At 70.8% G+C, this 13,975-nt stretch carries 12 protein-coding genes, 1 tRNA gene, 1 other RNA gene and 1 riboswitch; of the genes, 11 read left to right on the top strand and 3 right to left on the bottom strand.

Translation table 11 applies throughout. The features are described 5' to 3' along the window. Positions 1-11: 11 nt before the first annotated feature. The 3 genes from C1A15_RS13070 to rnpB all read right to left on the bottom strand — a co-directional run bounded on the left by C1A15_RS13070 (position 12) and on the right by rnpB (position 2,024). Complete coding sequence (locus C1A15_RS13070) at positions 12-698, bottom strand: DUF2461 domain-containing protein (protein ID WP_101722973.1); 687 nt, start codon at positions 696-698, stop codon at positions 12-14. Beyond that, positions 691-1,563, bottom strand: coding sequence for an RNA polymerase sigma factor (locus C1A15_RS13065; protein ID WP_101722972.1), 873 nt, complete (start codon positions 1,561-1,563; stop codon positions 691-693). The genes C1A15_RS13070 and C1A15_RS13065 overlap by 8 nt, the downstream gene beginning before the upstream one ends. Before the next feature lie 101 nt (positions 1,564-1,664). Further along, an RNA gene (gene rnpB / locus C1A15_RS13060) (RNase P RNA component class A) lies at positions 1,665-2,024 on the bottom strand. 54 nt (positions 2,025-2,078) lie between these two features. Here rnpB and C1A15_RS13055 point away from each other — a divergent pair. The 11 genes from C1A15_RS13055 (at position 2,079) to thiC (ending at position 13,972) form a co-directional block, all read left to right on the top strand. Continuing rightward, the gene (locus C1A15_RS13055) at positions 2,079-2,744 is read left to right on the top strand and encodes a thiamine diphosphokinase (protein ID WP_101722971.1); all 666 of its coding nucleotides are present in this window, start codon (positions 2,079-2,081) and stop codon (positions 2,742-2,744) included. A 281-nt stretch (positions 2,745-3,025) separates the two neighbouring features. Beyond that, positions 3,026-3,748 (top strand): precorrin-2 dehydrogenase/sirohydrochlorin ferrochelatase family protein, encoded by a 723-nt coding sequence (locus tag C1A15_RS13050; RefSeq protein WP_101722970.1) that lies wholly within the window; start codon positions 3,026-3,028, stop codon positions 3,746-3,748. Further along, positions 3,745-5,166 (top strand): glutamyl-tRNA reductase, encoded by a 1,422-nt coding sequence (gene hemA / locus C1A15_RS13045; RefSeq protein ID WP_101722969.1) that lies wholly within the window; start codon positions 3,745-3,747, stop codon positions 5,164-5,166. The genes C1A15_RS13050 and hemA overlap by 4 nt, the downstream gene beginning before the upstream one ends. Further along, complete coding sequence (hemC, locus tag C1A15_RS13040; protein ID WP_101722968.1) at positions 5,154-6,137, top strand: hydroxymethylbilane synthase; 984 nt, start codon at positions 5,154-5,156, stop codon at positions 6,135-6,137. The genes hemA and hemC overlap by 13 nt, the downstream gene beginning before the upstream one ends. Beyond that, the gene (cobA, locus tag C1A15_RS13035) at positions 6,134-7,714 is read left to right on the top strand and encodes a uroporphyrinogen-III C-methyltransferase (RefSeq protein ID WP_101722967.1); all 1,581 of its coding nucleotides are present in this window, start codon (positions 6,134-6,136) and stop codon (positions 7,712-7,714) included. The genes hemC and cobA overlap by 4 nt, the downstream gene beginning before the upstream one ends. A gap of 10 nt (positions 7,715-7,724) precedes the next feature. Continuing rightward, positions 7,725-8,924 carry a 12,18-didecarboxysiroheme deacetylase gene (ahbC, locus tag C1A15_RS13030; RefSeq protein ID WP_101722966.1) on the top strand — a complete coding sequence of 400 codons (1,200 nt, stop codon included), beginning with the start codon at positions 7,725-7,727 and terminating at the stop codon, positions 8,922-8,924. 24 nt (positions 8,925-8,948) lie between these two features. Next, positions 8,949-9,941: a porphobilinogen synthase gene (gene hemB / locus C1A15_RS13025; RefSeq protein WP_101722965.1), complete on the top strand. Its 993-nt coding sequence runs from the start codon at positions 8,949-8,951 to the stop codon at positions 9,939-9,941. Beyond that, complete coding sequence (ahbB, locus tag C1A15_RS13020; protein ID WP_101722964.1) at positions 9,931-11,013, top strand: siroheme decarboxylase subunit beta; 1,083 nt, start codon at positions 9,931-9,933, stop codon at positions 11,011-11,013. Before hemB ends, ahbB begins: the two co-directional genes overlap by 11 nt. Continuing rightward, positions 11,010-12,326: a glutamate-1-semialdehyde 2,1-aminomutase gene (hemL, locus tag C1A15_RS13015; RefSeq protein WP_425430949.1), complete on the top strand. Its 1,317-nt coding sequence runs from the start codon at positions 11,010-11,012 to the stop codon at positions 12,324-12,326. Before ahbB ends, hemL begins: the two co-directional genes overlap by 4 nt. Positions 12,327-12,372: 46 nt before the next feature. After that, positions 12,373-12,448: transfer RNA gene (locus C1A15_RS13010), tRNA-Glu, on the top strand. A 110-nt stretch (positions 12,449-12,558) separates the two neighbouring features. Continuing rightward, a riboswitch (TPP riboswitch) is annotated at positions 12,559-12,685 on the top strand. Then, positions 12,674-13,972 (top strand): phosphomethylpyrimidine synthase ThiC, encoded by a 1,299-nt coding sequence (gene thiC / locus C1A15_RS13005; RefSeq protein ID WP_101722963.1) that lies wholly within the window; start codon positions 12,674-12,676, stop codon positions 13,970-13,972. It overlaps the preceding riboswitch by 12 nt. Positions 13,973-13,975 lie beyond the last annotated feature (3 nt).

The following is a 13,975-nucleotide window of genomic DNA, read 5'->3' as shown; positions in this document are numbered from 1 at the left end:
TGGGCGCCCCGCTACCGCGTGGGCATCTCGAACCCTTCCAGCGCCTCGTTCACGTACGCGTTGAAGTCCCGCATCACGCGGAAGCTTTCCCGCAGCGCGCGTCGGCAGGACTCGTCGTCGGCCACCGTGGCGTCGTCGAGGCGCTCCTCGACCGACCAGCACTTGCACTTCAGGTAGTCCGCGGCCGGGCTCTCGGGGTCGTAGCCCTTCGGCACGTTCTTGAGCGGCATGCCGAGGAACTGGAAGCGTTCGGCGAACGCAGGCTCTTCCACGACGGCGAGAAACGCCTGCGGATCGGCAGCGATGCGGTCGCGCATCATGCACGTGGCGTCCTTGAAGTGCGGCGCGAACAGCCCGCCGCCTGCGAACGACCTGCCCGGCGCGAGGTGGAGGTAGTATCCCACGGGGACGGGCGCGCGCCCGGCGGGGGAGATGTGCGCGCGAAACGAGGGGTTGTAGGGGGACTTGTCGTCGCTGAAGCGCGTATCGCGGTTGATGCGGAACACGAGGCTCTTGGGGTCGAGCGCGGCCAGCGCGGGCTCGTCGGCTGCAAGGTCGTCGATGCATTCCCGCACGAGGCCGACGAACGCGGCCTGCGCCTCCTTCTTCCGCTTCTCGTGGGCGTGCATCCAATCGAGCGAGTTGTGCTCGCGCAGGTCGGCCAAGAACTCCAGCATGAGGGCGTTGCGGCTAGGCATGGACGGCCTCCCCGTCCCCGCCCGTCACTGCGGCGAAGCTCGCCGTGCTCATGCAGGCCTCCAGCAGCTCCTTCGCGCGCGGCGTGGGGCGGTACGTCGGCAGCTGGTCGAACAGGCTGGCGTAGCCGTCCAGCTGCTCCATCGCGTCGACGAACGCGTCCTGCGTGCGTTCTTCCTCGGTGAGCTCGAGGTATTCCAGGTTGTGCGGCGCCAACCGGTGCGTCGCGATGGCGAAGTCCACGCGGCGCGCGCACGAGCATGCGTTCGATCCGCCGTGTTGGCAGTACGCGCCCAGGAACTCGGCCACGGTCTTGCGGGCGCGCGACAGGCGCTGGCGGTATGCCTCGGGCGTGATGCCCAGCACGTCGCCCGCCGTGACGCTGTCCACTTTGAACATGGTGCCCAGCACGTAGGCGCAGCGGCTGTCGGCGTCGAGGCACTGCAGCATCACGTTCGTGCACGACAGCTTCAGCTCGCGCGCCAGCAGGTCGCGATCGACGCCTTCGGACAGGTCGGGCACGTCGTTCGCGCGCTCGTCTGAGATGTCGGCCCCGTACATCTCGAAGCTGAAGGGAGCGTGCGCGAACTGGTGCGTACGGCAGTCCTTGAGGTGGTTCACGGCGATGCGGTACACCCAGGTGGAAAATGCGCTTTCCTTGCGGAACGTCGAGAGGCGGGTCATGATCTTGACCGCGATCTCCTGGGTGGCGTCCTCGGCGTCGTGGACGGTGCCCAAAAACCTCAGCGCGAGGTTGAACACGAGGCCGCTCGTGGAGGCAAGCAGCTCTTCGAGCGCCTGGCTATCGCCGGCGATGGCTTTGTCCACGAGGTCGAACGTGGGCGCATGGGTTGTCTTCGATTGCATGGTTCCAGCCTTTCGTCAGGGAAGGAGCGCTTGCGCGTTCCTCGTACACGATATTAGACGGCTGCATGTGCAAGGTGTGACAGAAAAAGACGGAGAAAGAGAATGCGAGCGGGCCGGTAAGCCGGGTTCTGTCGTTGGACGACCATTTATCTGAGACGCCTGTCGCCAGACGCCTTAAGCACGCAACCCGAACGTACGGCGGGCAACCGTGTCGCGTTCCTATTTGCGCTTGCTCCAGATGGGGTTTTCCAAGCCGCGCCGTTGCCGACGCGCTGGTGCGCTCTTACCGCACCGTTTCAGCTTTTCTCCCGTTGCCGCGCGCCGAAGCGCGTGTTCGCGGGGGAGTCTTCTTTTCTGTGGCACTGTCCGTCGGGTCGCCCCGCCCAGCCGTTAGCTGGCATCTTGCCCTATGGAGCCCGGACTTTCCTCACACCGAAGTGCGCGATCGTCTGGCCCGCTCGCGTATGGTATTCTAACACGTCGAACCTCGAAATCGCTGAAAGGACACAGGGAACATGGCAGGCACGTGCGCGCTCGTGGGAGCGGTCGATTTCAATGCGGAGGATTTCCAGGCCCGCCAGGCGGCCGAGGAGTTCGATTTCGTCATCGCGGTGGACGCGGGCTTCGCCCATCTCGAGGCCATCGGCGCGGTGCCCGACATGGCCGTGGGCGACTTCGACTCGCTCGGCTACGTGCCGAAGTGCCGCCGCGTGTCGCGCCATCCCGTCAAGAAGGACAAGAGCGACATGGAGCTGGCCATCGAGAAGGCGCTGTCCTGGGGCCACGACGAGCTCGTCGTGTACGGCGCGCTGGGGGGGAGGCTCGACCACACGCTGGCGAACCTGCAGTTGTTCGCGCGGTTCTCGGAGCGGGACGCGTACGTGACGGCCGTCGCCGACACCTACGCCGTGCGCCTGCTCACGGGCCCCGACGTGTTCGAGCTGCCGCCGCTGTCCGAGGGCACCGTATCGGTGTTCTCGGCCAACGACACGGCGCGCGGCGTCATCGAGCGCGGCTTGGCGTACTCGCTCGACGACGAGCCGCTGTCGAACCGCACCTCGCGCGGCCTGTCGAACGAGCTGACCGGCGAGGAGGCCACGGTGGCCGTCGAGGAGGGTACGCTGTACGTGTTCTATCCGCTCGCGCACGCCGCCGAACCTGCGGGGACCGAGCAAAGCTAAGCATTTCGATAGGGGATTTTCCCTAGCATCATCGGATTATCCAAAAACGCCGTTGACGGCGACGCTACGTCATACCATATCCTCAGAGACGGTCGGGATGAGACCGACCGCAGACGAGAGGCGCTCGCGCGAAGACGCGAGACGATACAACGAATCCGACATAGTTCAAAACGCGGTCCGCACGGGCCGAAGGACCGGCATGCCCGGCTTGGATACCCGTGTGCCCGCATGCCCCGCGAGGCTGTTCGGGGACGGACGAGCTGCGATGCAAAGGAGGTCGTATGACGGATGCGGTGCACGAGGCGGTTGTCGATCGGCGGGAAGGGGGCGCGCCCTACTACCCGGTGTTCCTCGACGTGCGCGGGCGCGCGGCGCTCGTCGTGGGAGGGGGGAGCGTTGCCGAGCGCAAGGTGTCCGGGCTCGTGCGATCCGGCGCGCGCGTGCTGGTCGTGGCGCTGGCGGCGACCGAGCGCTTGGAGGCGTGGGCGCGCGAGGGATGCATCGCTCTCGAGCGGCGCGCGTTTCGCCCGAGCGATCTGGAAGGCGCGTTCATCGTGTACGCCGCTACCGACGACGCGGCGGTGAACGAGGCCGTCTACGCCGAAGCCGAAGCGCGCGGCGTGCTGGCGAACGTCGTGGACGATCCCGCGCACTGCAGCTTCATCGTGCCGTCGGTGGTGCGTCGCGGCTCGTTGCAGGTGGCCGTGTCCACTGGCGGAGCCGCGCCGGCGCTCGCGAAACGGCTGAGGCGCGAGCTGGAAGAGCGCTATCCCGAGGACTGGGAGGCGTACGTGGAGCTGCTCGCCGAGGTGCGTGCGCTCGTGCGCTCGCGCGTCTCGGGCGGCGAGGCCGACCGCGCTCGCGTGCTCGAGGCGGCCTGCGATCTGGATTTGCTCGAGCGCCGGCGCGCGGGCGAGCGCCTCGACGCCGAAGCCGTCTACGCCGAGGCCGTAGCGGTGGCCGCTGCCCGCGCCGAGGGCGCCGAAGGGGGCGATCCCCGATGACGCTTCTGGCCGTGGGCGTGAGCCACAAGACCGCTTCCGTCGAGCTGCGCGGCAAGCTGGCCGTTCCTGCCGAACGCCTGGGCGCCGAGCTGGCCGCGCTGCTCGCGGACGACGCGGTGTCCGAAGCCGTGATGCTCTCCACGTGCAACCGCACCGAGGTGTACGCATCCGCCGTCACCGCGCCCGATGGCGTGCGCGCCGTCGTCGAGAGGCTCCGCGCGCTGCCGGGCATGGGTCCGGACGATGCGGAGCCGCTCGGCCGGGCGCTCGTCGTAAAGCAGGGGCCGGGCGCGGTGGAGCACCTCTTCCGCGTCGTATCCTCGCTCGACTCGCTCGTGTTGGGAGAAGCCCAGATCATCGGACAGGTGCGCCGCGCGTTCGCGGCTGCCGAGGAGGCCGGCGCGGTGGGAGAGGTCGTGCGTCGGCTGTTCCGCTGCGCGCTCGAGACGGGCAAGCTCGTGCGCGACCGCACGGCCATCGGCGAGCGCTCCGTGTCGGTGTCCACCGCGGCGGTGCAGCTGGCCGAGCGTGCGCTGGGAACGCTCGAAGGGCGGGGCGCCCTCGTGGTGGGCGCCGGCGAGATGGGGCTGCTCGCGCTGTCGTACCTCGCCGAGCGCGGGGTGGGCCGCGTCGTGGTGGCGAACCGCACGTTCGCGCGCGCCGAGGATGCCGCGGCGCGCGTGGGAGGGATTCCGGCGACGCTCGACGAGCTGGAGGATCGCCTCGCCGAAGCCGACATCGTGGTGGCGTGCGCGGGTGGCGACGAGGTGCTGGTCACGCGCGACGCGCTCGCCCGGGCCGTGGGAAAGCGCGACGACGACGCGCCTCCCCTCGTGGTGGTGGACGTGGGGATGCCGCGCACAGTAGAACCCGCTTGCGCCGAGATCGCGGGGGCGGCGTGTTTCGACCTCGATGACCTCGACGCGGCCATGGCCGACAACGCGCGCTCGCGCGCGGCCGAGTCGGTGCGGGCCGAAGCGCTCGTGGCCGAGCAGGCCGACGCGTTCCTCTCGTGGCTCCAGGAGCGCGAGGTGGCCCCCACGGTGAAGCAGATGCACGGCAAGGCCCGCAGCGTGTGCGAGGCCGAGGCCGCCCGCGCGGCGAAGGCGCTCGCGGCGCTTCACGGCGGCGCGCCGTCTGAGGAGGAGCGGGCCGTGCTCGACGCGCTGGCGAACGCCGTGGCGAAGAAGCTGCTGCACGGACCGACGGCGCGGCTGCGCAAGCAGGCGGGCGACCCGGACGCGTACCGCTACACCGAGGCCGCGCGCTACCTGTTCGGCCTCGACGCCTACCCGCAGGGGTTCTCGTGCCGCAGTGACGAGGGGCGCGCGTGCCGCCTCGCCGCCGGAACCGCGTGCGCTCGCGCACGCGGCGGCGCCTGCCCCCACAACCGAGAGGAGCGCTCGTGCGTTGCCTGAAGATTGGGACCCGCGGAAGCAAGCTGGCGCTGTGGCAGGCGCATCATGTGGCCGACGGCCTGCGCGCCGCCCTTCCTGGAACCGAGGTGGACGTCGAGGTGATCAAGACGAAGGGCGACAAGATCCTCGACGTCGCGCTGTCCAAGATCGGCGACAAGGGCCTGTTCACGAAGGAGCTCGAACAAGCGTTGTTCGACGGTCGCGTGGACGTGTGCGTGCATTCGATGAAGGACGTGCCCACGGCGCTGCCGGACGGCCTCATGCTGGCGGGCTGCCTGCCGCGCGCCGACGCGCGCGACGTGCTCGTGGCCCCGCCCAGCACGACGTTCGCGAACCTGCCGGCCGGCGCGCGCGTGGGCACCGGCGCGCTGCGGCGCCTCTCCCAGCTGCGCGCGGTGCGCGACGACCTCGACTACGTCGAGGTGCGCGGCAACCTGGACACGCGCATCGCGAAGGTGCACGACGGCGCGCTCGACGCCATCGTGCTGGCCGCCGCCGGCATCGAGCGCATGGGCTGGGGCGGCCAGGTGGCCGAGGCGTTCCCGACGGACGTCGTCGTGCCGGCCGTGGGGCAGGGGGCCATCGGGCTCGAGATCCGCGCAGACGACGAGCGCACGGCGCAGGCCTGCGCGCTCGTGCGCGATGCGGCAACCGATGCGTGCGTGGCGGCCGAGCGCCACGTCATGCGCGCGCTCGACGGCGGCTGCCAGGTTCCCATCGGCGCGTACGCGCGCTTCGAGGAGGGCATGCTCGCGCTCGACGCGTTCGTGGGCAAGCTCGACGGGTCGCTCGTGCTGCGAAGCCGCCAGGAGGCGCCGCTCACGCGCCCGAAAAGCCTCGAAGCCGTGGAGGCCGCTGTGCGCGAAGCCTGCGCGCTCGCCCAGCGTGCCGTGGAGGATCTGGAGGCTCGCGGAGCGCGCGCCGTGCTCGACGAGGTGCGCGCCACGGGCGACGAGAGGAGGCTCGTATGAGGGCGGCCGACGCGAGAACCGACGTGGAGGTGCTGCTCGTGGGCGCGGGCCCGGGCGACCCGAGCCTGCTGACGCTGGCGGGGGCTGCGGCGCTTGGGCGCGCCGACGTGGTGGTGTACGACTACCTGGCGAACCCGGCGCTGCTGGCGCACGCTCCCGCGGGCGCCGAGCGGGTGTACGTGGGCAAGAAGGGCTTTTCCGAGCACGTGACGCAAGACCAGATCAACCGCTTGCTCGTGCGCAAGGCGCGCGAGCTCGGGGAGCGGGGCGGCGGGGTGCTCGTGCGCCTCAAGGGAGGCGACCCGTTCGTGTTCGGCCGCGGCGGCGAGGAGGCGCTCGCGCTCGGCGAGGCCGGCATCCGCTGCTCGGTCGTGCCCGGCGTGACGAGCGGTATCGCGGCGCCGGCCTATGCGGGCGTGCCGGTCACGCACCGCGGCCTGGCCTCGTCGGTGGCGTTCGTCACCGGCAACGAGGATCCGGCGAAGGACGAGTCGGCCATCGATTGGGAGGGCATCGCGCACGGCGCGGACACGCTGTGCTTCTACATGGGCGTGCGGAACCTGCCCGTCATCGCGCGGCGCCTCATGGAGGCGGGCAGGCCGGCCGACACCCCGGTCGCGCTCGTGCGGTGGGGCACGACGCCCGAGCAGGAGGTGCTCGCCGGCACGCTGGAGACCGTCGCCGCGCGCGCGGCCGCAGTCGGCTTCAAAGCACCCGCCATCATCGTCGTGGGCGCGGTGGCGGCGCTGCGCGATCGGCTGGCCTGGTTCGAGCCCGGGCCGCTTGCGGGATCGACCGTCGCCGTCACGCGCACGCGCGCGCAAGCAAGCGCGTTGTCCGCTCGGCTGCGCGCGCTCGGCGCCTCGGTGGTCGAGCTGCCCACCATCGACATCGTTCCGCCGCCCTCCTACGACGAGGCGGACGCGTGCATCGCGCGATTGGCAGGCTATCGCTTCATCGTCTTCACGAGCGCGAACGGCGTGGAGGCGTTCTTCCGGCGCCTTGCGCTCGCGGGGTTGGACAGCCGCGCGCTCGCCTGCGCGCGCATCGCGGCCATCGGACCGGCCACGACGGAGGAGCTGGCGGCGCACGGCGTTGCGGCCGACTTCGTGCCGGGCGAGTACCGCGCCGAGGCGGTTGCCGACGTCCTCATAGAGGCCGGGTTGGCGCGAGGCGATTGGGTGCTCGTGCCCCGCGCCCTCGAGGCGCGCGAGGCGCTCCCTCGGATGCTGCGGGCACGCGGCGCCCGGGTGGACGTCGCGCCCGTGTACCGCACGGTGCCGCCGCCGCGCGCCTCCGTCGAGCCCGCTTTGTCGCGCATGGCCGCCGGGGAGGTGGACGCCGTGACGTTCACCTCGTCGTCCACGGTGCGCAACTTCGTCGGGCTCGCGCGCGGCCTCGGCCCGGACGGCAAGGCGCTGCTCGAGAACCTGGACTTCTACTCCATCGGGCCCATCACCACCGCCACCGCCCGCGACGAGGGGCTGAGCGTCGCGGCCGAGGCCGAGGAGTATACGATCGTTGGATTGGTGCACGCCATCGTGGAACATCGCGCGACGCGCGCGAAGAGAAAGTGAAGGGACGCACATGATAGGGATTTCCAAGCTGTACTGCGGGGCCGTGGAGCCCGCCGACGTGCTGCGCTACAACCGCGACTCCGCCCGGCTGCCGAGCGAGCTTCTGCAGTTCTCGAAGGACAAGAAGCCCGTCGTCGTGTGGAACTGCACGCAGACGTGCAACCTGCGCTGCGTGCACTGCTATGCGGCGTCGGAGTGCAAGGGCTACGAGGGCGAGATGGACACGGCCGAGGCGAAGGCCATGATCGACGACCTGTCCGCGTTCGGCGCGCCGGTGCTGCTGTTCTCGGGCGGCGAGCCGTGCATGCGCCCCGACGTCGTGGAGCTCATGCAGTACGCGAAGAACCGCGGGATGCGCGTGGTGCTGTCGACGAACGGCACGCTCATCACGCCCGAGCTGGCCGCGCGCTTCGCCGAGGTGGGGCTGTCGTACGTGGGCGTGTCGCTCGACGGCGCGCAGAAGACCCACGACGAGTTCCGCGGCCTGCCCGGCAGCTTCGAGCGCGCCATCGAGGGCATCCGCAACGCGAACGCGGCGGGCATCAAGGTGGGCCTGCGCATGACCGTCAACAGGCGCAACTGGCGCGAGATAGCCGACGTGTTCGACATCATGGAGGCCGAGGGGGTGAAGCGCGCCTGCTTCTACCATCTCGTGTACACGGGCCGCGGCAGCGCGCTCATGGACGAGGACCTCGACCACGCCGAGACGCGCGCGGCGGTGCGGCTCATCATGGACCGCACGCGCGACTGGTTCGACCGCGGCGGCGCGCCCGAGATCCTCACGGTGGACAACCACGCCGACGGGCCCTTCGTCTACCTCGAGCTCTTGCGCGAGGACCCCGCGCGCGCCGAGGAGGTGCTGCAGCTCCTGCAGTGGAACCGCGGCAACTCCACCGGCGCGGGCATCGGGTGCGTGAGCTGGGACGGCGAGGTGTACGCCGACCAGTTCTGGCGCCACTTCCCGCTGGGCAACGTGCGCGAGCGGCCGTTCTCCGAGATCTGGACCGACACGAGCCGCGCCACCGAGCAGAGCGAGCTCATGTTCCGCCTGAAGGACAAGCGCCCGTTCGTGAAGGGGCGCTGCAAGCAGTGCCGCTGGCTCGACGTCTGCAACGGGAACTTCCGCGTGCGCAGCGAGGCGGCGACGGGCGACTTGTGGGGCCCCGATCCCGCATGCTATCTGACCGACGAGGAGATCGGCGTCGCGTAACCGCGCCGGAGAGGAGCTTCTACCATGGGATTTCCCGCCTACCGGCCGCGCCGCATGCGCGCGAACCCGACGGTGCGCGCGTTCGTGCGCGAGACCTCCGTCGAGCCGAGCGATTTCATCTACCCGCTGTTCGTGAAGCCGGGCACGGGCGTGCGCGACGAGGTGCCGTCCATGCCGGGCGTGTTCCAGCTGTCGGTCGACCAGCTGGCGGGCGAGGTGGACGAGCTGCGCCGCTGCCGCGTGGCCTCGGTCATGCTGTTCGGCCTGCCCGCGCACAAGGACGAGCGGGGCAGCGAGGCCTACGACGACGGCGGCATCGTGCAGGAGGCCGTGCGCGCGATCAAGCGCTGCGCGCCCGACTTCCACGTGATCACCGACGTGTGCCTGTGCGAGTACGCGAGCCACGGCCACTGCGGCGTGCTCGACGAGCGGGGCGACGTGGACAACGACGCGACGCTCGAGCTGCTGGCCGCCGAGGCCGTGAGCCACGCCCGCGCCGGCGCCGACATGGTGGCGCCCTCCGACATGATGGACGGGCGCGTGGCGGCCCTGCGCGCCGCGCTCGACGAGGCGGGCTTCTCGCGCGTGCCCATCATGGCGTACGCGGCGAAGTACGCGTCGGGCTACTACGGCCCGTTCCGCGACGCGGCCGACTCGGCCCCGGCGTTCGGCGACCGCTCGGCCTACCAGATGGATCCGGCGAACAGCGACGAGGCGCTGCGCGAGGTGCGGCTCGACATCGAAGAGGGCGCCGACCTCGTCATCGTGAAGCCGGCGCTGTCGTATCTCGACGTCGTGGGGCGCGTGAAGGACGCGTTCGCGTTCCCCACCGTGGCCTACAACGTGTCGGGCGAGTACGCGATGGTGAAGGCCGCCGCCGCGCAGGGATGGATCGACGAGCGGCGCGTGGTGCTGGAGACGCTGCTGTCCATGAAGCGCGCGGGCGCCGACGCCATCGTCACGTACCACGCGAAGGACGCGGCGCGCTGGATCATCGGAGGGCATCATGGCCGCTGAGGCGACGGCCGCCGCGGACCTGGACTCGCCGCTGGCGCGCGCGGTGCTCACGCGCGTGCAGCAGGAGCTTTCCGTGTGCGAGCGCCCCTACGTCGCGCTCGGCGCAGCGTGCGGCGCGACGGAGGGCGAGGCGTTCGCCGCGGTGGAGGCCGCGCGCGCGGCGGGCATCGTCCGGCGCATCGGCGCGAGCTTCGAGTCGTCGCGCATCGGCTACGCGTCGACGCTCGCGGCCCTCGCCGTCGCGCCCGACGACCTCGACCGGGTAGCCGCGCTCGTGGGCGCGCATCCGGGCATCACGCACAACTACGAGCGCGACGACCGGTACAACCTGTGGTTCACGCTCATCGCGCGCGGCAAGGTGGCGCGCGACGCCGAGCTCGCGCGCATCGTGGCCGAGACCGGATGCGACGACCTGCTCGTACTGCCGGCGGTGCGCCTGTTCAAGATCAAGGTGGCGTTCGATGTGCGGGACGACGCCGAGGCTGCCGCGGATTCCGTCGCCGCAGCCCCCGCGCCCGCGCTCGCCCGCGCGCCCCTCGAGCCGGCGCGCGTCGTGGCGGAGCCGCTCGACGAGGCCGACCGGGCGCTCGTGCGCGCGCTGCAAGACGACCTCGGCGGCACGTTGCGCCCCTTCGCGCTGGCCGCCGAGAGGGCCGGCGGGCACGCGGGGCGCGCGTTGAGGGAGGCGTGGGCCGTCGAGCGCACGCGCCAGCTGCTCGAGGCGGGCGCCATCCGCCGCTTCGGCGCGATGGTGCGCCACCGCCGCATGGGGTTCTCGAGCAACGCGATGGGGGTGTGGGACGTGCCCGACGAGCTGGCGCTCGAGGCCGGAGCGATCCTGTCCGCGCCGGCGGAGGTGAGCCACTGCTACGAACGGCCGCGCCGCGCCACCTGGCCGTACAACCTCTACACCATGATCCACGGCCGCGACCGCGCAAGCTGCGAGCGGGTGGCGGCGCGGCTGCACGCCGACCTGGCCGACGCGGGCATCGAGGTTGAGCCGCCGCGTCTGCTGCTGTCGGCCCGCGAGTTCAAGAAGACGTCCATGCGCTACTTCGAGGAGGACCTATGATGACTGCAACCCGTCGCCGCGACCGCTCGGCCGCGCTGTTCGCCGCCGCGTGCGAGCGCATCCCCGGGGGCGTGAACTCGCCCGTGCGCGCGTTCGCGAACGTGGGCATAACCCCGGCGTTCTACGAGCGCGCCCTCGGCAGCCATGTCGTCGACGTGGACGGTAACGAGTACGTCGACTTCATCGGCTCGTGGGGGCCGATGATCCTCGGCCACCGCCCGCCGGAAGTGCTCGACGCCGTGCGCGACCAGCTCGAGCGCGGGCTGTCGTTCGGCGCGCCGTGCGAGGCCGAGGTGCGCCTGGCGAGCAAGGTGTGCGAGCTCGTCCCCTGCGCCGAGATGGCGCGCATGGTGTCGTCGGGGACCGAGGCCACCATGAGCGCGGTGCGCCTCGCGCGCGGGTTCACGGGACGGCCGCTCGTCGTCAAGTTCGACGGCTGCTACCACGGGCACTCCGACGCGCTGCTGGCGAACGCGGGCAGCGGCGTGGCCACGCTCGGCATCCCCGGCACGCCGGGGGTCACCGAGGGGGCCGCGCGCGACACGCTCGTCGTGCCGTACAACGACCTCGACGCCGTCGAGCGCGTCTTGAACGCGCATGAGGGCGAGGTCGCCTGCGTCATCGTGGAGCCCATCGCGGGCAACATGGGCGTCGTGCCGCCCGAGCCGGGATTCCTCGAAGGGCTGCGCCGCCTGTGCGACGACGTGGGGTCGCTGCTCATATTCGACGAGGTGATCAGCGGGTTCCGTGCCGCGCTCGGCGGCGCGCAGGAGCGCTACGGCGTGCTGCCCGACCTGTGCACGCTCGGCAAGGTCATCGGCGGCGGGTTCCCCGTCGGCTGCTTCGCCGGCCGCGCCGACGTGATGCGCGCGCTCGCGCCGTGCGGCCCGGTGTACCAGGCGGGCACGCTTTCCGGCAACCCCGTGGCCATGGAGGCGGGCCTCGCGACGCTTGCCGTGCTCGAGCGCCCGGGGGCCTACGACGCGCTCGAGGCCAAGGGCGCGCGCCTCGAGGAAGGCGTGCGCCGCGCCATCGCCGCCGCGCACGCGCCCTGCACGGTCAACCGTGCGGGCTCGCTGGCAACGCTGTTCTTCTCGCCCGAGCCCGTGCGCGACTACGAGAGCGCGAAGGCGAGCGACGTCGATGCGTTCGCCCGCTACTTCGCGGGGATGCTCGACCGCGGCTTCCTCATCGCGCCGAGCCAGTTCGAGGGCCTGTTCCTCTCGCTCGCGCACACCGACGACGAGATCGACGCGTTCTCCCGCGCGGTGGAATCGTCGCTCGCCGAGGCCTTCGCCGGCCCCTCGTCCTGATGCTTCCGGAGGCCGCGGTATCGCGTGCGGCCTCCTTGCCTCATACGCCCCCATCGTCTAGCGGCCAAGGACGCCGGCTCCTCAAGCCGGAAACGGAGATTCGAATCCTCCTGGGGGCACCATCCTTTCCGCCCCGGGCAGCGCGCCCGGGGCTTTTTTCCGCGCGCTCGCTCCAACCTGCTGCCGTTCCCCTCCGCATCCGCTCGCGCGTCGGCTATACTGACCCTCGTACCTTTTCATACCGGGGAGCTTGCAGCCGCATCGCGGCCGGGCAGGCTGAGAGGAAGCGCCGATGCACGCTTCGACCCGAGGAACCTGACATGGGTAATGCCAACGAAGGGAGTTCTATGACGCAGATCGATGCGGCACGCGCGGGCACCGTCACCCGCGAAATGGCGCTGGTGGCCGAGAAGGAAGGCCGCGACCCCGAGTTCATCCGAGAGGGCGTGGCGGCAGGGCGCATCGCCATCCCCGCGAACATCCACCATACGAGCCTCTCTCCCGAGGGCGTGGGCGGCGGCTTGCGCACGAAGGTGAACGTGAACCTCGGCATCTCGGGCGACGTCGCCGACGAGGCCGAGGAGTGGAAGAAGGTCGACGTGGCCCTCGAGCTGGGCGCCGAGGCCATCATGGACCTGTCGAACACCGGCAAGACGCACGCGTTTCGCCGCGCGCTCATCGAGAAGTCGCCGGCGATGATCGGCACCGTGCCCATGTACGACGCGATCGGATACCTGGAGAAGCCGCTCGTCGCCATCACGGCAGAGGACTTCCTCGACGTGGTGCGCGCGCACGCCGAGGACGGCGTGGACTTCGTCACCATCCACGCCGGCATGAACCGGCGCACCATCGAGTCGTTCCGCGAAACGGGCCGCCTCACCAACATCGTGAGCCGCGGCGGGTCGCTCATCTTCGCGTGGATGGAGGCCACCGGCAACGAGAACCCCTTCTACGAGTTCTACGACGAGGTGCTGGCCATCCTGCACGAGCACGATGTGACCGTCAGCTTGGGCGACGCCATGCGCCCCGGCTCCACCTACGACGCGTCGGACGCAGGCCAGATCGCCGAGCTCATCGAGATCGGCAAGCTCACGAAGCGCGCATGGGATGCGGGCGTGCAGGTGATGGTGGAAGGGCCGGGGCACATGGCGCTCGACGAGATCGCCGCCAACATGAAGCTGGAGAAGCGCCTGTGCCACGACGCGCCCTTCTACGTGCTGGGTCCGCTCGTCTGCGATATCGCGCCGGGCTACGACCACATCACGGCCGCCATCGGGGGCGCGGTGGCCGCGGCTTCGGGTGCCGACTTCCTGTGCTACGTCACGCCGGCCGAGCACCTGCGCCTGCCCGATGCCGCCGACGTGCGCGAGGGTCTCGTGGCCACGAAGATCGCCGCGCACGCGGCCGACATCGCGCGCGGGCTGCCCGGCGCTCGCGACCGCGACAACCGCATGAGCGATGCGCGCCGCCGCGTGGATTGGGAGGGCATGTTCGCCGAGGCGCTCGACCCGGTCAAGGCGCGCCGTTACTTCGAGAGCGCTCCGCCCTCGACCGACGGCACCTGCACCATGTGCGGCGAGATGTGCGCCATGCGCACCGTGAACACCATCATGGACGGCCTGACGGTCGACCTCGGGAAGGAGTAACCT

The organism is Eggerthella timonensis (assembly GCF_900184265.1).
Lineage (GTDB): Bacteria > Actinomycetota > Coriobacteriia > Coriobacteriales > Eggerthellaceae > Eggerthella > Eggerthella timonensis.
Note: the sequence above shows the minus strand (reverse complement) of the source record. Positions and strands in the feature narration are given on the sequence as shown.